This window comes from Shewanella sp. NIFS-20-20, assembly GCF_019209865.1.
GTDB lineage: Bacteria > Pseudomonadota > Gammaproteobacteria > Enterobacterales > Shewanellaceae > Shewanella.
In genome coordinates, this window is sequence record NZ_JAHUTT010000044.1 from 14,688 (window position 1) to 33,655 (window position 18,968).

19 protein-coding genes are annotated in these 18,968 nt (G+C 45.3%); 13 read left to right on the plus strand and 6 right to left on the minus strand.

Features of this window, described 5'->3' with window-relative positions:
* Positions 1-27: 27 nt before the first annotated feature.
* Positions 28-1,233 (minus strand): multidrug effflux MFS transporter, encoded by a 1,206-nt coding sequence (locus KU855_RS13510; protein WP_218530805.1) that lies wholly within the window; start codon positions 1,231-1,233, stop codon positions 28-30.
* Between the two features lie 110 nt (positions 1,234-1,343).
* Between KU855_RS13510 and KU855_RS13515 the strand changes: the two genes are divergently transcribed.
* Entirely contained in the window at positions 1,344-2,336 is a 993-nt protein-coding gene (locus KU855_RS13515) for a LysR family transcriptional regulator (RefSeq protein WP_218530806.1), read from the plus strand.
* Here the strand turns inward: KU855_RS13515 and KU855_RS13520 are convergent.
* Entirely contained in the window at positions 2,296-3,249 is a 954-nt protein-coding gene (locus KU855_RS13520) for a LysR family transcriptional regulator (RefSeq protein ID WP_218530807.1), read from the minus strand. The two genes, KU855_RS13515 and KU855_RS13520, sit on opposite strands and share 41 nt — an antisense overlap.
* Before the next feature lie 401 nt (positions 3,250-3,650).
* Here KU855_RS13520 and KU855_RS13525 point away from each other — a divergent pair, with 401 nt between their 5' ends.
* The 6 genes from KU855_RS13525 (at position 3,651) to KU855_RS13550 (ending at position 7,013) form a co-directional block, all read left to right on the plus strand.
* Entirely contained in the window at positions 3,651-4,136 is a 486-nt protein-coding gene (locus tag KU855_RS13525; RefSeq protein WP_218530808.1) for a hypothetical protein, read from the plus strand.
* A 24-nt stretch (positions 4,137-4,160) separates the two neighbouring features.
* The gene (locus KU855_RS13530) at positions 4,161-4,625 is read left to right on the plus strand and encodes a multiheme c-type cytochrome (RefSeq protein WP_218530809.1); all 465 of its coding nucleotides are present in this window, start codon (positions 4,161-4,163) and stop codon (positions 4,623-4,625) included.
* The gene (locus tag KU855_RS13535) at positions 4,625-5,302 is read left to right on the plus strand and encodes a 4Fe-4S dicluster domain-containing protein (RefSeq protein ID WP_218530810.1); all 678 of its coding nucleotides are present in this window, start codon (positions 4,625-4,627) and stop codon (positions 5,300-5,302) included. Before KU855_RS13530 ends, KU855_RS13535 begins: the two co-directional genes overlap by 1 nt.
* On the plus strand, positions 5,299-6,240 hold the full coding sequence (gene nrfD, locus KU855_RS13540) for a cytochrome c nitrite reductase subunit NrfD (RefSeq protein WP_218530811.1): 942 nt from the start codon (positions 5,299-5,301) through the stop codon (positions 6,238-6,240). Before KU855_RS13535 ends, nrfD begins: the two co-directional genes overlap by 4 nt.
* Positions 6,241-6,250: 10 nt before the next feature.
* Positions 6,251-6,538 (plus strand): cytochrome c3 family protein, encoded by a 288-nt coding sequence (locus KU855_RS13545; protein ID WP_218530812.1) that lies wholly within the window; start codon positions 6,251-6,253, stop codon positions 6,536-6,538.
* 136 nt (positions 6,539-6,674) lie between these two features.
* Positions 6,675-7,013, plus strand: coding sequence for a hypothetical protein (locus KU855_RS13550; RefSeq protein WP_218530813.1), 339 nt, complete (start codon positions 6,675-6,677; stop codon positions 7,011-7,013).
* Here KU855_RS13550 and KU855_RS13555 read toward each other — a convergent pair.
* From KU855_RS13555 to KU855_RS13565, 3 genes are all read right to left on the minus strand, one after another.
* Entirely contained in the window at positions 7,010-8,236 is a 1,227-nt protein-coding gene (locus KU855_RS13555; protein ID WP_218530814.1) for a hypothetical protein, read from the minus strand. The two genes, KU855_RS13550 and KU855_RS13555, sit on opposite strands and share 4 nt — an antisense overlap.
* A gap of 69 nt (positions 8,237-8,305) precedes the next feature.
* Positions 8,306-9,736 (minus strand): DUF4145 domain-containing protein, encoded by a 1,431-nt coding sequence (locus tag KU855_RS13560; protein ID WP_218530824.1) that lies wholly within the window; start codon positions 9,734-9,736, stop codon positions 8,306-8,308.
* Between the two features lie 2 nt (positions 9,737-9,738).
* Entirely contained in the window at positions 9,739-10,458 is a 720-nt protein-coding gene (locus KU855_RS13565) for a hypothetical protein (protein WP_218530815.1), read from the minus strand.
* Between the two features lie 159 nt (positions 10,459-10,617).
* Between KU855_RS13565 and KU855_RS13570 the strand changes: the two genes are divergently transcribed.
* Together KU855_RS13570 and KU855_RS13575 are read left to right on the plus strand one after the other, a co-directional pair.
* Entirely contained in the window at positions 10,618-11,160 is a 543-nt protein-coding gene (locus KU855_RS13570) for a DUF2780 domain-containing protein (protein WP_218530816.1), read from the plus strand.
* 201 nt (positions 11,161-11,361) lie between these two features.
* On the plus strand, positions 11,362-11,817 hold the full coding sequence (locus KU855_RS13575; protein WP_218530817.1) for a TerB family tellurite resistance protein: 456 nt from the start codon (positions 11,362-11,364) through the stop codon (positions 11,815-11,817).
* A gap of 49 nt (positions 11,818-11,866) precedes the next feature.
* Here the strand turns inward: KU855_RS13575 and KU855_RS13580 are convergent, their stop codons facing one another.
* Entirely contained in the window at positions 11,867-12,691 is an 825-nt protein-coding gene (locus KU855_RS13580; RefSeq protein WP_218530818.1) for an HDOD domain-containing protein, read from the minus strand.
* Positions 12,692-12,857: 166 nt separating this feature from the next.
* On the opposite strand from KU855_RS13580, the gene KU855_RS13585 reads away from it, so the two are divergent.
* The 4 genes from KU855_RS13585 to KU855_RS13600 all read left to right on the plus strand — a co-directional run bounded on the left by KU855_RS13585 (position 12,858) and on the right by KU855_RS13600 (position 18,729).
* Positions 12,858-13,040 carry a hypothetical protein gene (locus KU855_RS13585; protein WP_218530819.1) on the plus strand — a complete coding sequence of 61 codons (183 nt, stop codon included), beginning with the start codon at positions 12,858-12,860 and terminating at the stop codon, positions 13,038-13,040.
* A 611-nt stretch (positions 13,041-13,651) separates the two neighbouring features.
* Positions 13,652-14,137 (plus strand): RHS repeat domain-containing protein, encoded by a 486-nt coding sequence (locus tag KU855_RS13590; RefSeq protein ID WP_218530820.1) that lies wholly within the window; start codon positions 13,652-13,654, stop codon positions 14,135-14,137.
* 66 nt (positions 14,138-14,203) lie between these two features.
* A complete protein-coding gene (locus KU855_RS13595; RefSeq protein ID WP_218530821.1) occupies positions 14,204-18,226 on the plus strand; it encodes an RHS repeat domain-containing protein in 4,023 nt (1,340 codons plus the stop codon).
* A complete protein-coding gene (locus KU855_RS13600; protein ID WP_218530822.1) occupies positions 18,220-18,729 on the plus strand; it encodes a hypothetical protein in 510 nt (169 codons plus the stop codon). Before KU855_RS13595 ends, KU855_RS13600 begins: the two co-directional genes overlap by 7 nt.
* The last annotated feature ends 239 nt before the right edge of the window (positions 18,730-18,968 follow it).

The following is an 18,968-nucleotide window of genomic DNA, read 5'->3' on the forward strand; positions in this document are numbered from 1 at the left end:
GACTGAGTCTCGCCAAAAGATTGGCTGTTATCCGTGAGCCAGCGGCTCTTGGTGCCAATGACCAAAGCGATTCATCATCATAATGACGATAAACAACCCCGATAATCCGCCCATCACCAAGGCAACCGCCATCGGCGCCGGCAAAGACGTCTGCTGGATCATCGCGGCGATCACCGAAGCGCCACTCATCTGAATAAAACCTAACATCGCCGTAGCCGTCCCCGCGCGCTCACCAAAAGGCGCCAGCGCCATCGATGTCGCAGGGCCCAGTAATAAGGCAAAGCCAGTACATAACAACATCATGGGCAGCATAAAACTCAACGCGCCCGCGAGGCCTTGGGGAGTCAGCACCGAGTGCAATATCACTAGGAGCGCCGCCGCAAGCAACATCAGCCCTTGTGCCAACAGCACGGTCGTACGATTACCAAAACGCTTAATCACCAAGGGGGCGCCAAAACAAGCCATAATATTAACCGCAGCGTTGAGGGCAAATAGGCCACTAAAACTGAGTTCGGCCATGCCTAAGTGATCAATGAGCCACACCGGCGAATATGATACATAACATAAAATTGCCCCCATGCCGGTCATGCAAGTTAAGGCATAAAACATAAAGTGGCTGTTAGATAACACTGGCTTATAACGATTCCAGCGATACAAGGGTCCCTCGGAGACGGTATGGGCAGGGCGAGTCTCTTGAAAACGCAAGGTAACGACCAGCAACATCAGCAAGCCATAAAGGGCCATAAACATAAAGGTAGAACGCCAGCCAAATTGCAATGCAAGCAAGCCACCAAAGGTAGGCGCCAAAGCTGGGATCACACAAATAGCCCCATTTAAATAACTGTAAACTTTCGCACTTTCTTGCGGGCTAAAACAATCGCGCACGGCACTAAAGACCACGATAGATGCGGCGCAGGCAGCAAAGCCTTGCAATACCCGCGCTAATTGTAAATAACTAAAATCTTGTACCACCACGGCCAGTAGACTACTCAGCACATACAAGCTAATACCCGCCAGCACCACTGGGCGGCGACCAAAACGATCGGCTAAAGGCCCAATAATGATCTGGCCTACGCCCATGGCGAACAAAAATAAAACCAAGGTCGACTGCACATCACTGGCACTCACACCAAACTCAGTGGCCATTACTGGCATGGAAGGTAAATAAATATCAATAGCCATTGGGCTTAATAGCACCATAAACATCAATAACGGCAATAAATTGGGTCGCATAATATCCCTAACAACAAGAACAAAATTAAGTCGGCGCCATTGTAATACCTGCCCAAGTTATGAATGAAATGATATTATTTACTCAATGAATTTCCTTGAAGGAATATCTCGTGAAGTTAGATAAGTTAATCCGCATTGACCTAAATTTACTGGTGATTTTGCAAGTGCTGCTGGAAGAGCAAAATGTCACCCGGGCAGCCAGACGCCTCAACCTGAGTCAATCAGCATTAAGTAAGCAGTTAGCCAAGTTGCGAGAGATGCTTGATGACCCGTTATTTCAACGCACGGCTTATGGCCTCAAACCCACCGCCCATGCGCAACAAATTGCTGAGCGGTTACCCAACCTGTTGCAAGGCTTGTCTGATTTAACCCAACCGCCGGCATTTGTCCCAGCCAGCAGTGATCGCCAGTTCAGTTTTGCCATGGTAGAAAGTGCCTACGAAACCTTGCTGACACGCTTTATCGGTAAAGCTCTCCAACAAGCACCTAACGTTAGATTCAGTTCGTATGTGTGGACCGAACATTCATTACAAGCATTATTAATGGGACAAATGGATTTTGGGATCACCGGTCGCGATCTGACCCCACAAACCGGTGAACTTTTTGAAAACTTGCCCCGAGAGTTAGTCTGCCAAACCTTATTCACCCATCAGCAAGTCTGCCTAGTGCGCCAGGGACACCCTGCCCTTTTGGCCATGGCTAACGACTGCTGGGATTTAGATTTTTATTTAAGCCAATCGCATGTGCAAGTCCGCTGCGAAGGCAATGATTGGTGGGCTTTAGACTATCATTTGGCGCGTTCTGGGCAACACCGGAAACTCAGTGTTATTGTTCCAGATTTTTATGGCGCCTCCAATATTTGTGCTTACAGTGATTTAATTTTTACGGTACCGGCCAGCTTTGCAAAGCATGCGGTGGACATTTATCCACTGATCGAATTACCGTTACCGTTAGCCTTTAATCCAATGGCCTACGTCTTGCTATGGCATCAGCGCCATCGGGACGATCCGGGTCATCAATGGGTCAGACAGTCCTTGTTAGTTAGCGCCAAGATGGCGCAACTTACTCAAGATGCTCCTTCACCACATCAGACAAGGTTGTAATCAGTTGTGCAAGCTTAGGATCCTGAAGATCTCGGCGCTTGAGCAGAAATAACCAAGGCGCCGCTTGGTCTTGATGCAATCTGGCGGCTTCGACTTTTGACAATTGGCAAGCGTGTAAGCCCGCAATTTGCGAGTACTTATCATATAGGGTTTTATAGGAGGTTAATGCTAAACAAGAATGCGAATACATATAATCAATTAAGCTACTGGCATTTCTAATGGTAATATCCATCTTCAGCTCAATACCTTGACGCTGACAAAAACGTTGATAGGGGGTCAGATCTTCTAATTTTGCAAATTCAGTCACCACATAAGGATAATTTGCAATGGTTTCTAAACTAATTTCTTGACCTAAAATAGGATGATTGGCGGGCGATAATAAATATAGTTGATTCAGTTCAACCAATGGGATCACTTCTAATTTGTCGCTTAACGACTCTAATTCGTGAACAGACGAATGACAGCACAGACTAAAACTTAACTTTTCATTGATAACGTCTTGCCAAGAATTAATATGCCACTGCTCTAATATTAAATTGTATTTTTCATTGACTTTTTTGAGCCGAGTCATTAAGTCTTTTGTCAATGAGCACGCAAAACAATCTGGTAATGCGATGGCAAACTGATTATTTGTCTCGCTACTGTTAATATTAACTTTATTGAATTCATTTGCACTGGCAACAATATTTTTAGCGATAGGGTATATTTGATCTGCTACCATATTAGGGCACATACCATAACGGCGACGAATAAATAACTCATTATTAAATGCTTCTCGTAAGCTTTTTAAGCATCTACTAATTTTTGGTGCTGGAATATTCATTTGCCGGGAAACAACGGTGGCAGACTCTGATTCATACAGAAGTACGAAAATACTTAAACTAAGAAGATCGATACCTTCAATATTTATCACAATCAGCTCCTTTGGCTTTAGAATTGTTTTCTACACAATTCCATTTAACCGAGATGTAAGCAACACATTACTAACCAAATACAAATCAAGATCACAGTTTTATTGCCAGAACCTTTTGAAGCTATTTTTTAATTGCGAAATCGAGAATTTAATAAACTACAAAAACCTTAATATACAGCAAGATAATGCGTAATGCCTCGCTAAGGTCGCTGTTATAAAATTCTAATTCATGCAATTCTACCTTCGCAAATGCACAAGATGAGAATGCCATTCCAAGAAAACAAAACACTATCAAATTATTAGCATTTACTTTCTCAATTTACGAAATTTTTGACTTCAATCAATTTTCATAAAGTTAAAAAAGCAATACTGAGCTGGACAAGATGAATAAGGAGAATGTCATGTCTGCTTCCGTAATTACTAACTATGCATTTATGTACTTTGTGTTATTTATAATCGTTCCTTTATTGACAGTAAGCTTTACGCTCACCTGCATTAAGTTTTTCAAAAAAGATCACACTTATAACATCGATCAATTAGCGATAGACACCAAGCCTCAATTCTGTAACAAACACGTGTTAAACCAAATCCACGATTTAAACCTATTAGCAAAAGAAAAATACGACATCCTATATGGTATAAATCTTGATGAAGTCATCGAAGTTAAGGATAACCATGAACTAAAAGAAATATTGCACAATTATAAACTTAACTATGTAGTTATTGACCATGAGTCTTCTGAAATAAAGTTAGTCATTACTGAAGAAGAACTGAATACCAATAATGTTATCAGCAATATTTTCAATAAATTTAACATCCGTCATATTAGTGTAAAACCGAATCAACCCTATGACATTAACTTAATCAAGACAGCACTCGCAGCCTAACGAAATCTTTTAGGGAGCATTTCTATGTTCACAACGCTGAAGCCAACGATAATGGCTATGATGTTGGTGAGCGCTAGCATGCCCTGGGCGCAAGCCCAGGCTGCCGCAAGCCAAATCCATGATAATGCTTGTTATAAATGCCATAAAAAAAATGGCACCATGTTAGGAGTGCACGCTAACGATGCGTTAGCCATTACTTGTAATGATTGTCATGGCGAAAAAGGCGGACATCCCCGTAAACCTTCGTCAATGGTGATATTTAACTCCACCCAATCCACTCCCCAAGCTCAAACAGACCGCTGCCTTGCCTGCCATGATCCCGAGGTTTTAGCTCGTCATGATTGGACCCACAATGCCCACTCCAACAAAGTCGACTGTGCCGATTGTCATCAATTGCATCCTGATCAAGATCCCATGGTCAAAATTCCAGCAACCACACGAACCGAACTTTGTCGTCGTTGTCACCAGCAGCCAGTGGAAAAATCATAATGCAAAAAAGTAAAAGAATGTTTCTTAAAGGGGCTGGTGCACTGGCATTTGGCATGTCAATTTATCGAATGACTGGGGTAAGTCATGCGGCTAATCCTGGCCTGATAGAAAGACTGGTACTGATCCATGATGAAAATAAGTGCATTGGCTGTGATGCATGTAGCCAAGCATGTCGCGAGACCAATCAGGTGCCTGAAGGTGTATCACGTTTAACCATCAAGCGTCATGGACCTTATGGTGAATACCCGAATCAGAGTTATCGCTTTGAGCGGATATCCTGTCAGCACTGTGAAAATGCACCTTGTGTAAAAGTGTGCCCAACAGGGGCGGCTTATCGAGACGAAGCGACCGGCGTTATCAGAGTCAATGAATGGAAATGTGTTGGCTGCTTATATTGCATAGCGGCTTGTCCTTACAAGGTTCGATTTATTCACCCTAAGACCAAGGCTGCCGATAAATGCGATTTCTGCTTAGAAACCAAACTTAAATTGGGTGAATTGCCGGCTTGCGTTCAGGCATGTCCAACTCAGGCGTTAGTCTTTGGCGATAGCAATGATCCGACATCTGAAGTCAGTCACATCATTAAAACGGTTGCGGTGAATCGCGATAAAGAAGCGTTAGGTACCCGACCCAAAGTATTTAAAATTATGGCGGCTAACGGTGAGGTATTGATATGAGCCCATTTCATTTCGATTCATTGGTTTGGCATTGGCCAATTGCAATTTATTTGTTTTTAGCAGGTATTTCAGCTGGCTCTATTTTCTTTGCCATCTTACTCAAACATTTTTGTGTGAAAGATGAGGTAGACAATTCCCGATTTATCCTCGGCGCTTGTATTATCGCGCCAGTGGCCGTGTTAGCGGGCCTCGGCATCCTAGTGATCGATTTAACTAAACCATTTGATTTTTGGAAGATTTTAGTATTTTACAACCCACTGTCAGTCATGTCCGTTGGGGTGATTGTGTTGATGATCTACCAAGTCTTTATGTTTGCTTGGATCGGGGCAATATACCAATCTAGTCTCGATCGACTGCTGGCGGGACGACTCGCTATCGTTAGCAAGCTGTTGGCATGGTTGGCTCATCATCAAGCCACCATCACAGGGTTACTGCTGATGTTATCCGTCTCTTTGGGCGCTTATACCGGATTTTTACTGTCCGCATTACCGGGCTATCCCATGCTCAACAACCCAGTTTTACCCTTATTATTCTTAGCATCCGGTTTATCGTCAGGTGCCGCAGGATCGTTATTGCTGGGAGTGTTACTCAAAGGGGCTGCCAACAGTAAAGAAGTGCATTTTATTCATAAAATCGAAATTCCGCTGATCTTATTCGAGCTGGTCCTGCTGTTCACCTTCTTCCTCGGCTTAATCCTGAGCGGCGGCCAAAAACAGGTTGCGGCAATGAACGCCATCGGTCAAGGATTCTGGGGCTGGGTATTTTGGGGAGGCATCATCGGCTTAGGCTTATCAGTGCCTTTAGCCATGAATGTCTTTATGAGCGCGTCATCTCAACGCAAATTTGCCTATGTCGCCTTCACCGCCTGCATGAGTTTGTTGGGGGTGATTTTGCTTAGACACTTCATTTTATATACAGGTCAAATGACATTAGCGTAAGGAAATCGACATGTTAAAAACAATAATAGCCTTATTAGTCTTCAGTTCATTTAGCGTCGCTGCCGCCAACTTGGCCGACTCTCATACCGAAATGTCAGGTTGTGAGGCTTGTCATCAAAACGGTGAGCCATCAACCGATATGGCATTTGAATTGGAACAATGCCAATCATGTCATGGTGATATGAAAGAGATCGCTGGCGAAAACCATCAAATCCATGAGGGTGTTATTGGCTGTAATGATTGCCATATTTCCCATGAAGAGGTTGCCCCTGAAACACAATGCCAGCAATGTCATTAATCCTTTAAGTGTTGATCACCCCGCGCCAGCACGGCATCGTGCTGGCGTTTTTCATTAACAGCAATTAACGTGATCTGCGTCACACTTGGTGCCACACTCAATTATCAATTTTCCCTTCATTGTTACCGGAGCTACTATGGTATCGTTTAGCGCAGCTAACCTCGGCGGTAGCCGCCCGTTCAAAGCATCCCCTTTGAAGCTAGTGATCGCACTTATGCTGATGGTTGCCTCATTTGCCTTCACTCTCGTGGCATTGCCTTTATTGCTCTTGCTAGGAGTCATTGGGGCCGTTGGCATTAATATGGCTTGGCGACGCCTGCAAAAACGCCAACGTCAAGCATACCAAACCCAAGAGCCTAGCCAAACGCAGACCTTTAGCACGGATAACACGCCGTTTGATGACCGCTTTAGGCCCCATCAGCATCAAGCTCAAACACTGGACTTACCTAGCACTGACTGGCAACGCAAAGATTAGCGCCATTGCTGCGCGAGCAATGGCCGTTGCAGTAATTGATAAAAATGTTGTTGATAGCGCCTTCCTTGTCCCAGCAAATACCCATGTAATTGTTGGCAACCACTATGGTAATTGACGATATAACTGCGATTGGTCTCAAAAAAGGCCAATCGTTGTTGCGCGCGGGCAGGCGTATTTAAACAGAGGTAGATTAACTTATCCATAGCTTCGGATGCACTGATGTCACCCTCCAGCCATTGGCGGGCCACTAAATTATCGGCAAACTTTAAAGGTTCCAATAAGGCTTTAATCTGACAATACTCGTGCCAATCGCCATCGATCCCCGCCAAAGGCTGTAATCGCTCGGCTTCAAATGCTTGCCGTGTTGACTCTGACATCAACAGGCTTAGCCCTAAGTCAGCACTGGCTTCGGCTAATGAAGAAATCGGGCTGAATAATGGGTATATGGCATATTCAGGCCAGCCATTGCCGTTCACTAGCCCTTGCTCTTGTAACACATTAAACAAGTGATGACCGGGATAGCCTTCATGGCTGACCAGTTCTATTACACGATCTAAATACAGGGGCATATCGGTATTAAATTGGATCACACTTTGATAGTCACCTTGGTACCAGTTATAAGCCGTCCAGACCTTACCTGCCACCATCTCAATGCGGAACGCCTCATGACGGGGCAAGCGCATATCAACCTGGGCTAATTGTTGCAAGCATAGCGCTCGCACGTGCTCTAGGGCACAGCTAAGTACCGTCGCCATCCTTGCCTGAGGCACAATATAATCTTGGCGCCAGCGAGCTAACCTTGCGGCCAGCGATCCTCGCCCAGTAAGCCGAGCATCTAACTGACTAACCTGCGCCACCAACTTTGTCTCATCAATCTCATCGCTAACTATGCCATATAGCGCCAGACTTTCGGCATCAAACCGTAAAGGTTGACCGAGTTGCCATTGCATATAGGCAGGAATAGCCGCCGTTTGTGCCAAGAGGAAAGTCAGGCGCTGTTTTTGAGCACTATCATTATGAATGGATAAAGCATGTTTGATTTGGCGGCACAACTCAGATGCCTGATGACAAATCTCTTCATTGCTTAAGTGCTGAGCCGACTGTTTGGCTGGCCCATAACAGGCATCAATATACCCAGGGAACAGTAAGTCAACGCTGTGGACTAAAGCAATATAGTGGTGCGCTAGGGTAGCGATCCCACCCGCTGGTTGAACAGTAGACACAGGCAAATCCCGCACAAGATACACGAGAGGCAGCATGCCTTAATTTGTTTATTGTATGCAATATACCATTCAACTTGGCGGTGATGATAAGCCCGCCAACAACTGCTCGGCCCGTTGCAAGGCTTTAAGTTCTTCGCAGTCTTGAGTTAAGGGGATCACTTGCGCCAATTGCAGCTGCAAGGATTGTTGTAGCGCGAGGATAATATCACCATGATGCGCATCGGCGTGACGATGCGCTGAGCTCAATAACGCGGCCGCGCCCACGACATCAATGCGCCCCAACATCCCATCCGTTAAGGCGACACTCAACTCGATCATCGCCGGCACACTATGACCATAACGGATCACTTGGCGCAAATAGGACTCTGCCAGCGTCAAATCTTTGGGGGCTAAGCTCTCATCGTTGAGTAACTGCTGCGCTCGTAGCAACATGGCATCAAGCTGCCCTTGCTCGGCGGCCTCGGCTAGCCAATGCGCACTCAGAGCCGCATCGGCTTGGCAACCTTCGCCCTTAGCTAACATTAACGCCAAATGATATTGCGCCTGAGCAAAACCGGCATCCGCAGCCTTGACACTATAATCAAACGCTTGGGTTAATTGGCCTTGCTGATAATACAAGACCCCAAGGTTACACATGGCCTCGGCATTATCTTGCTCGGCCGCAGTCTCAAGATAGCGTTGGGCCTGATCAAGATTGGCAGCGATGCATTCCGTGCCCGTTAAATAGAAATATCCCTGCAAGGCAGCGGCATTGACTATGCCTGCGGCGGCCGCTTCGGCAATTAGCCGCTCACCGGCACACCGGTCGGGCTCACCTTGATAACCATGCAACAGAGCAACCCCATATTCAAAGCGCGCATCCATATCGCAGCGGTGGGCCAAACCAAACCAATACATGGCTTTGGCTAGCAGCGCTTGACTGGCGTGGCCAGGGTTATCATCTCCATGCGCCTCATCATTCAAGGCTTGCTCTTGCTCTTGCAACAACAGGGCTTTGGCCTTAAAAGACATACCTAACAGATACTGGGAGCGACAATCGTCTTCCATCACCGCTCGATAACACAACTCTCGGCCCGCATCTTGTCCAAGCGGCTGTATTTGATAATCATGAGTCGATTGCGGGGACAGTTGTTCGCAGGCTAACGCCAACACCACTCGCGCATCACTCAAGGCTTTTTCAGCCAAGGCCAGCAAGGCATCGGGCGTCAGGTGGTATTTTTCAGGATGGGCACCTCGGTTGCCATGGCCGCGCAGTTTATGCAACGCGCGGGCCAGGCGAACATTGATACGGCGCTGACGATTCAGCTGTTCGATATTGTCGAATAAATTGACGCTATCAAAGCCTTCGCCGCCAGCCAGTAACTGACACAACCTGTGGGTAAACGCCCGAATATGCAGCAAGCATTGCGTCGGTACTTCATAGGCGTAATCTCGCGCTTTATCATATTCCGCCGCCAATAACGTATCGATATTGGCGACCCACTGGCTGTCAGTTTGCATCATTATTCTGCGGTGACCTTGTTAGGCGCTCGATTGACCATATAGAGACGGAACAGCGCGATATTGACAAATAAACTCAAGAACGCGATGACGGTATCGATCAGGATTTGCGCCGGCAACCCGAGTGACACAGTCACTGAAACAATCACGCCACCCACTAAAGAGAAAGGTAAATACAAAAACAAGATCAGCATGGTTTTCAGGGCAATGGGGCCACTAAAGCTAAAGCTAGCCTTAATGGATTCCAACGGAGTTAAGCGTTCGGTCACCACCATAAAGTTGACATAGGCTAGGCGTGAAAATAAGTAAATACTCACCGCTAACCCAATAATACCCAGGCCACCAGCAAAGGCGGTCATGATAAAGAAAGGTGCCAAAATCGCTAGCCCAGAGAAGACCCCTGCCAGTAACAGCGGTGGCACAAAACTAACACTCTGGCTCAGCACCTGCATAGTAGTAGGTTGATGACCTTCGCTACGCCATTCCATAAACAAGGTGAGGGCCGCTATCAGCAATGAAAACACTAGCAGCAGGACCATCATGGCGACACCATGGCTGGCACCAAATGTCGGGTTTTCCATATCGGCTAAGCGGATTTCATTGCTCAACCAAACCTGGATACCGACCTGGACCAATAAGATAGGCATAGTTAGCTTGGCTAATTGCCCAAGATGATTTTTAAAGAAATAAAACGCTTCGGTTAAGATAGCGGACAAAGACATGCGCCCTTCCATAACAAATTCAACATAAACTGCCGCTAGGATACCCAATATCCTGCAGTAATGCACAATACAAATAATCCGTGGATACATTAAGAAATAGGTGTTATCAAATTGTTTTGCCGCTAAAATAAGGCTCTTTTTATTTAGTCTGAGGTTCCAATGAGAAAATCCACCGCCATCGGCACACTGCTCATCGCTAGCTTATCTATGGCCAGCGCTCAAGCCAGTTGGTTTGATGACTTATTTGGCTCAAGCAAAAAAACAGAAACCCCAACTCAGGCCCCCGCCGCTGCCACTGCGAACACCTTCAGTGATAACGCCCTCGTCAATAGCCTGTCGTCATTGAATTTAAATCCTAGCCAAACGGAAGGGGGCATTGGCAGCATTTTACAACTTGCCAAAAGCACCTTAGGCGATGGCGAGTTTGCCAGTTTAAGTAAATCCATCCCTGGGGTTGATAGCCTGTTAGCGGCCGCCCCCGTACTAAGCGGCGACAACGGCCTCAGTGGGCTACTCGCCTCGGCGGGGGATGTGGGTAAAGGCTTACAAGGCAGCGCCATGGTGTATGACGCTTTCGAAAAATTAGGTATCCCCAAAGATATGGTGATCCCCATGATCAATGGGGTTAAGTCCTATTTAGAGTCTCAAGGTGACACCGGCGCCATTGGCTTGCTCAATAAAGGCTTAGGTGCGCTTCTGTAATCACTTGGCCTGCCGCGGGTGCAATGCTTGGCGCCCGCGCTTATTGGTTCAGGCTGAATCCATACTCACCAGTGATGTATTTCACCATATGCTCAAGTTCGCCAAGCGGACATGAATCCGTTTTAATGACCGTCCCCCCTGACTTAGTCGCAAATAAATATGCTAGGCTTCTAGTATGTATCTCAGCCAATATTTATCGCTATGATCTCAAAAATCAAAAAGTTTTTGCAATCACACACCCAAGCTCAAACGCCGGAGCAACAACAGCATCACCTCAATATTGCGGCTGCCAGTATGTTGTGTGAAGTGATTTTTGCCGACGAGCAAGTCAGCGACGAAGAAGCTAATTTATTGCCAAGCCTGCTAGTTTCCCTCTTAGGGTTAGCCGAACAACAGGCACAAGAATTGTCTGAGGAAGCTAAACTTAGTCGTCAAAACGCCACATCATTGTTTGAATTTACCAATGAAATCAATGATAAATTCACTCTAGAACAAAAGCAGCAATTGATTTTAGCTATGTGGAAGCTAGCCTACGCCGACGGACGTTTATGTCAATATGAAGATCAGATAGTGCGCCGCTGCGCCGATCTACTTTATCTAAAACACAGCGAGCTGATCCAACTCAGAAATCAAGCCAGAGATAGCCTTGGCGTATAAACAATCAAGGCTTAACCTCACCATTAAGCCTTGATATGCAGATAAAACATCACGCTAATAACTTACCCATTTCATAGCCTTGGCCTCGGACTGCAGTGAGGCGCTGGGCCAAGCCATCCATAGGGACTTTTAAACCAGACTTCACCATAATCCCCGCCAACCATGCCGTGCGCTCGTCATCTTCACAATCATCCCATTCGTGACTGACTTGCTTACAAAAATACAGCAAACCCGCCAACTCAGAGTAAGGTGATGTTTTAGTTGGGTGATTTTGAAAACGAATGCCATCGACTAATGCCGGCGGAAATTTCCAATTGTCGGCCAGTAACGAGCCAATATCGGCAGCAGAGTAACCCAAAACGGCAATTTGGCTATTCTCAACCTCGCCGCCAGCGTCGATCAATGCTTCAATCTCGTGCACAGAATCAGCCATAATGGTGGCAATGAGCAATTCACCGATATTATGCAAAATCGCGCAGGTAAAGGCGGCATCAGGCTCACTCTTAGTCGATTTCGCTACCACCTGACAACAACAAGCGACCTCAAAAGTATTGCCCCAAAACTCACCTAAATTCACCGCCTTTGATGCTGGCACCGCTCCGACCAACGCCGAGGCAATGACTAAGGTTCGAAGTTTTTGCATCCCTAAACGCACCACGGCCTCATCGAGTGAGGCCACTTCGCGGCTACTGCCAAAATACGCTGAATTTGCCATCCTAAGCACCCGCGCACTCACTATCGGCTCTTGGGCTAATTTGGAGGTTATTCCCTTAATCGTTGCCTGACTATCATTAACAGCATCTAATAATTCGCTGATGGCCTTTGGTAAACGAGGTAATTCATCCACTCTTGATAAAAGTAGTGCTGCATCCATGACCTTTCTCCTTATGTTGTTAATAAAAATATAGTCAACAAACCAGAGAGACACTTAGTTTTCATCAGTAAATTATTTAATTGACCTGCCACTTAGGCCAGACCGGCTTTTGTGGATTATTACGACTCATAATGTATAGGCAATCATGGGGTTATCGGTTTGAACCGTGCTGCGCAGGCGGTCGGGTCATCCTCTCGATACTGGCGGCGACGTTAGCGGTGGTCAGCCCCAGCCTGAGCGCTTGCCCTTGCTTAAGATGACGCATTACTGTATTCGCTCGCGTGAATATATCAGCGCTCGGCGAAAAATAGTGGCGCCGCCAATGCAAGCCGAGAGCGCCGAGGCTTAGCGTCCATGGTGGGTGAGATAAAATAGGCCCGAATTCATTCCGGGCTTATGGCTTACGGTGGTTATCTCAAGATCAAAAGCTCGCTCGCTTATGAGATTATATTTTCCTGATACGGGCGATTTCATCGGCAGCAATGCCGAGGGACTCGAGGAATTTTTGATGTTCCTGTGGCTCCATCGCTTCAAATTTACGATGCCATGTCACTGTTCATAGTCCATGCAGGTCAAATAATAGACGTGTTATGGTGCGTAAAGTACGGCTTATTGTTCGGTTAATGGTTGTTAGTGACATGGTCAACAGAACCTTTCACACTTTGAGTAAAGTGCCTCACTCCCAAGGTGATACATCGGCGAATGAATAAAGAGCGAACAACAGTCCCTACTTATGACATTGACAATATTCCGCGAGGTTGAGTCCTTGTTGCGAATAAAATACAACGTCATAAAATTTATAATGTAATGAATTTAAGCTTTTTTTATAAATTTTACCAACGTTTCTGACTGACCAATTAGATTTGTTGTATTTTTGTTATAAATTTATCACATTCTTGTCTGGCAATCGTAAATAAGTCATATAACCTTTCGCCAAAATTGACCAAAGGATTTGGTTTCATGAACAAAAAACGAACTGCTACATATATGTTATTCGGCTTGACGAGTGTTGCGTTAACCCCGATATCTCAAGCTCAAGATTACATCAATCTCTATAAGTATGACGCGAGGGGTCGATTGGTTAGCGTGACCGATTCATCAAGCAAAGAGATTAAGTATGCTTATGATGATGCAGGAAACCGTATCGCAGCAGCAGATGAAACGCAGTCGCTTACCCTTGAACCTACTATCACCAGCTTTACCGGGCCTAGCAGTGTGCTGTCTGGCGCCTCGGTCACATTAAGCTGGACCTCAACCTCAACATCCTATTGTGGTCTATACAGCGATTCTTTCAGTTATCCCAACCTCAGTACGTCAGGTTCTAAATCGTTCAACGTTTACCAAAATACTGCCGTCACGCTAACGTGTTACAAAAATAATGTGACAGTCAGTCAAGGGAAACTGGTTAGAACAACCAGTTCGGGTGGCGGTAGACCATTAAATTAACAGGGTATCTCAACGAAGATGACCTCTCGGCTAGTTAATGTATGAATAACAACAAAATTACTGAACATGATGAATAAGTTAATAAGGATATTTACAGCGTTTTGCCTACTGGTGATTAATGGTGTTTCTGCAGAAGAAATCTATCAAATTAAACCTTCACAAGTTGCACCAGATATCAATTCGGTTGATTTATTGTCAGGGAAGTATTATCCCCAATTACCCGTATTGGGAATCCCCGCCGCCCCTAATTTGGCGCTAGAAACGCTACAACAATTTGATTCGAAAATCACAGGCACGTCATATAAAACGGGCCCCTTTGAGTTTTCCAGCACTAAGCAAGAAAATTATTCATTAACTTATGGTGGTAAAACATCAGAGTCATTTAGCTGCAAAGACAACGAGTGTACTACCCAGCCAGATATTGGCTCGCGCTTATTGGGTAATATGAGTACGCGACATTTCATTTACACACAGGGCAAGACTGGCATAAAAGTCGTTTATTCATTGCAATCTTCATTTTTTGATTATGGATCGGATGCATACAGCACTAAAGATAAAGTCGGAACTTGGTACGCGAGCAACATTTATTTCCCCGACGGTGAACATCATACATTACAGTATCAAACAGCGACACAAGCATACTCTAGTGCTGAAGGCGGGATAATTACTTATTATCGTCCTGAAAAGGTCATTAGTAATCTAGGTTACGAAATGCATTTGTCCTATCAGTCTAATAATCTGGCTACGGGGGCTTCAGGTTGGAGCAGTATCGCTTATGCAAAAATCATTCAAAGCAGTTCACCGGCTACCATTCTAGCGGCTCAAACCTACTCGACAGGTCATCAATCAACATTAAAGGATTTGTCTAACCGAACATGGACCTACTCAGGGTTTAACAGTGCATTAGGCGCCAATGATTATACCAATAGCTATTCGTTAACCCTTCCTGGTGACAGTAATCCAACTCTTTCGGTTAGCTCTGCAACCTTTAATTATGCAGGGGTTAGCCATAATAACTTCATTACTCACGTCATTCGAAATGGGCAAGCATACCTATATACCTACACCGCACAATCAGGAATGGGGTTCGATCCACGCAAACAGTTTAGTCACTTGACGATAACGGGGCCTGATGGGTACAACAGAGAGATTGATTATAATTTAGCCGGGGCGCCAGAACCTTATCAGCAGATAAAATCTGAAACCAACAGTTTTAATCAAACAACTTATTACACCTATGAAAACCGATCGCTTAAATCGATAACCTTCCCAGAAGGTAACCAAGAACATTATCAATATGATGCGTTAGGTAACGTGATAGAAAAACGTATCGTCGCCAAACCAGGCAGTAATGAGCCAGACATTGTAGTGAGTGCGTATTACCCTATCAATAGCTGTTATAAACTGACCTGTTATCGTCCTAGCTACACCATTGACGCAAACGGCAATCACACCGATTATACATTTGATCCACATCATGGCGGTATGCTCACCAAAACCGAGCCCTATGGTCAAAGTGGTCAGCGCCGCCTGACCACCAACACATGGGACACCATTAACGGTTTGGCTCGACTCTCTAAAACCTCGACGTGCGGGGAGTCAGAGTGTGGCAGCCTTAAAGAGTCGGTCGTCAATTATACCTACTGGGGAAACACGGCCTTGCCGCTTACGGTAACGCGCACGAATGGCGTAATGAGTCTCAGTGAAGTGACCCAATATAATTATGATAGTGCAGGGCGTAAAACGGAAGAAAATGGTCCATTGTCAGGCATTGCCGATGCGACATATTACCGTTATGACCTGTCAGGACGACAAACGTGGTCTATCGGTGCGGTGAACCAGCAAGGGCGCCGAGTCACGCAGCGTACCACTTACCGCTCCCAAGATGAACAAGCTAAAACGATTGAATTAGGTACATTGCCAACAGCATCATCGACCGCATTGGTTGTACAGCAGGTGGTTGAGAACGACTACAACAGTCGTGGTTTGAAAACGGCCGTAAAAGTAAAAACGCCCACCACTATCGAGCGGTTAACCCAATACAGTTATGATGCCTCAAATCGGCTTAAGTGTGTTGCCAAGCGTATGGACCCCGCAACCTTTACCACGCCCATAAGTGATGCGTGTGCATTAGGTACCGTCAGCAGCTTTGGTGCAGATAGAATCACCTATCATCGCTATGACACACTCTCAAGACCGACCAAAACCATTTCAGGTTTCGGCACGAGTGACGCGGGTATCGATATTGAGCTCAGTTACAGTGCCAATGGTCAAGTCGACCGCCGTAAAGACGGTAATGGAAATACCACGCATTACAGCTATGACGGTATCGACAGGCTTCATCAAACCACCTTTGCCGATGACAGCTATGAACAGCAAGAGTATGACAATAACGGCAACGTGCGAACATGGCGTAAACGAGATGGCAAGGTGCATACCCATGCCTATGACGCGATAAACAATAAAATATCGACGTTAGTGCCAGCAGAAACCACACTCACCTATGAGTACGATGGCCTTGGGCGTCAATTGTATGTCCGTCGCGGCAGTGATTATGTGGGCTATACCTATGATGGTTTAGGCAGACAAGCAACCCGTAACACCAACGGTCGCACGCTAACCTACGGCTACGATAGTGCGAGTCGTCGCAATCGGCTTACCCATCCAGACGGGTTTTATGTTACCTACAGCTACGATACCTCAGGTGCACTCACCAGCATTAATGAGCTCAATAGCAAAGTGCTGGTGAACTATGTTTACGACACCTCAGGTAGACTTGACTACCTTCAGCGCGCTAACGGAATAACCACCAATGTTGATTTTAATAACCTCAATGCGGTTAAGCATTTCGACCATGTGGGGATTAATAACGCGAGCTTTGATTACAATCCTGTTAACCAAATGACCAACAGAGTGGTCAGTCATAGCTTATTTCAAATAGCCATTCCCCGTATTGGCCGCAATGACTACACCCCGAACCATTTAAATCAATATACACAGATAGATAACCAACCCTTGTCTTACGACAACAACGGTAATCTGACCCAATATGACGGCTGGACGTATGCCTTTAATGGCCATAATCGCTTAACCTCAGCACTCAAAACTGGGCAAAACCTACAGCTAGGCTATGACCCAACAGGCCGTTTACACAGCTCAACCTTAAATGGCACTAAAACCCATTTTTTATATGATGGTGATGAGCTGGTCGCAGAATATAACAGCAGCGGCACATTACTCCGTCGTTATGTACATGGCATGGCGGTGGATGACCCACTGGTAGAATATGTGGGCAGTGGCACCAATAACAGCCGTTACTTGTTAGCGAATGAACAAAGTAGCATTATTGCAGAAACCAGCAGTACAGGGAGTGTGTTAACGGTTCATCGATATGGACCGTTTGGTGAGCCACTGACCAGTAGCCCCTCGCGATTTAGGTACACAGGGCAAATCTTGCTGCCGGGTACCGAGCTTTATTACTACAAAGCACGGATTTATCATCCAAAGCTGGGGCGTTTCCTGCAAACTGACCCAATAGGTTATGAAGATCAGATGAATCTTTATGCTTATGTGCATAACGACCCAATCAATATGATTGATCCAACAGGCGAAACGTCTTGGCCTGTTGAAAAAAATAAGAATGGTCAAGTTGTTGTGACTAGTAAATTTGGGCCAAGAAATACTGGGATCAAGGGTGCTTCCTCTAATCACTCTGGAACAGACTTTCGGGCTGGAAATGGTGCTGACATAAAGGCAACGGAAAATGGTACAGTTGCTGCAATTGGGTCAAGTAGTAAAGGGGGGAACTATATATTGATTTCCAATGATGATGGCAGTATGAGTGGGCATGCTCACACTCAGTCTTCTCAAGGGCTAGCTGTAGGAGACTCTGTTGCTGAAGGTAGCACCATAGGCCAGTCTGATGGCTCAGGGACAGGTAATGCTCCACATCAACATTATACTTATAGAGAAGGAACTCCAAGTAATCCAGCGACTGCGGCAACACCAAAAGTTGACCCTATGAAAACTCAATTTAAAAATATGCCCAAGAGCGAGGTCTGTGTGAAAGGGAGTGGAAACGGATGTTAAGCAAAATATTCAGTATATTTTTGAGCCTGTTGACCATTGTTTTGATATTCTCATGCAATGCAAACACCTCAAACTCCAAACAAAATCTTGATGCAAAGATTTATACTTTCGTTAAAGCTTTGGTTGAAAAAGATGAAGCTAAGTTGGTAACTTATTATTTAGCTTCATCGAACACCTTTTCGAAAAATGGCAAGCTTAATCCTGATATATATAATTTTTTATATAAATCTGGTGACAACAGCAAGCAAAAAGCTGTGAATGATATTGTCGCTATCAACGACTTTAAAACCAAAATTATCTGGCAAAAAGCTGATGTCTTCACACTATTGATAGCCAAATCCAAAGATCTAGAAAAGTTTGAAAGCTTAAATTTTTTAGAGAACTATTGGATGATTAGTTACATTGCATGTGAGTTCATTGTTGTAGACGGTAAATTAGAGTTTTATCAGAATGTTTGTTTTGCAGAAACTGGTGGACCTTTTCCTACAGACTATGAATTTTAATATTTGAATCCAAAGCCTCGCTAGTCGGGGCTAGGATTCAACCAAACTAGCAATATTTGCTCTCAATCCAAAGCCAGCGGAAGCTAGTTTTGTTTTTTTGGGTTCAATGAACATAGTCGTTTGGTGCCAAATTCAATTGGGTGATTTGCTCAGGCGAGAACCCGTGGCGCAGTAGTTGAAAGTCTCTAATCTGCACTTCGGCTTTTTTGCCTTCACCAATAACTTGATAAAGGCTACCG

Coding starts and splice junctions, on each gene's coding strand:
- KU855_RS13570 (WP_218530816.1), top strand. CDS start 10,618: ATGAGAAAATCCACCGCCATCGGCACACTGCTCATCGCTAGCTTATCT.
- nrfD (WP_218530811.1), top strand. CDS start 5,299: ATGAGCCCATTTCATTTCGATTCATTGGTTTGGCATTGGCCAATTGCA.
- KU855_RS13545 (WP_218530812.1), top strand. CDS start 6,251: ATGTTAAAAACAATAATAGCCTTATTAGTCTTCAGTTCATTTAGCGTC.
- KU855_RS13590 (WP_218530820.1), top strand. CDS start 13,652: ATGAACAAAAAACGAACTGCTACATATATGTTATTCGGCTTGACGAGT.
- KU855_RS13565 (WP_218530815.1), bottom strand. CDS start 10,458: ATGTCTTTGTCCGCTATCTTAACCGAAGCGTTTTATTTCTTTAAAAAT.
- KU855_RS13580 (WP_218530818.1), bottom strand. CDS start 12,691: ATGGATGCAGCACTACTTTTATCAAGAGTGGATGAATTACCTCGTTTA.
- KU855_RS13560 (WP_218530824.1), bottom strand. CDS start 9,736: ATGCAAACTGACAGCCAGTGGGTCGCCAATATCGATACGTTATTGGCG.
- KU855_RS13525 (WP_218530808.1), top strand. CDS start 3,651: ATGTCTGCTTCCGTAATTACTAACTATGCATTTATGTACTTTGTGTTA.
- KU855_RS13510 (WP_218530805.1), bottom strand. CDS start 1,233: ATGCGACCCAATTTATTGCCGTTATTGATGTTTATGGTGCTATTAAGC.
- KU855_RS13535 (WP_218530810.1), top strand. CDS start 4,625: ATGCAAAAAAGTAAAAGAATGTTTCTTAAAGGGGCTGGTGCACTGGCA.
- KU855_RS13550 (WP_218530813.1), top strand. CDS start 6,675: ATGGTATCGTTTAGCGCAGCTAACCTCGGCGGTAGCCGCCCGTTCAAA.
- KU855_RS13595 (WP_218530821.1), top strand. CDS start 14,204: ATGATGAATAAGTTAATAAGGATATTTACAGCGTTTTGCCTACTGGTG.
- KU855_RS13575 (WP_218530817.1), top strand. CDS start 11,362: ATGATCTCAAAAATCAAAAAGTTTTTGCAATCACACACCCAAGCTCAA.
- KU855_RS13530 (WP_218530809.1), top strand. CDS start 4,161: ATGTTCACAACGCTGAAGCCAACGATAATGGCTATGATGTTGGTGAGC.
- KU855_RS13600 (WP_218530822.1), top strand. CDS start 18,220: ATGTTAAGCAAAATATTCAGTATATTTTTGAGCCTGTTGACCATTGTT.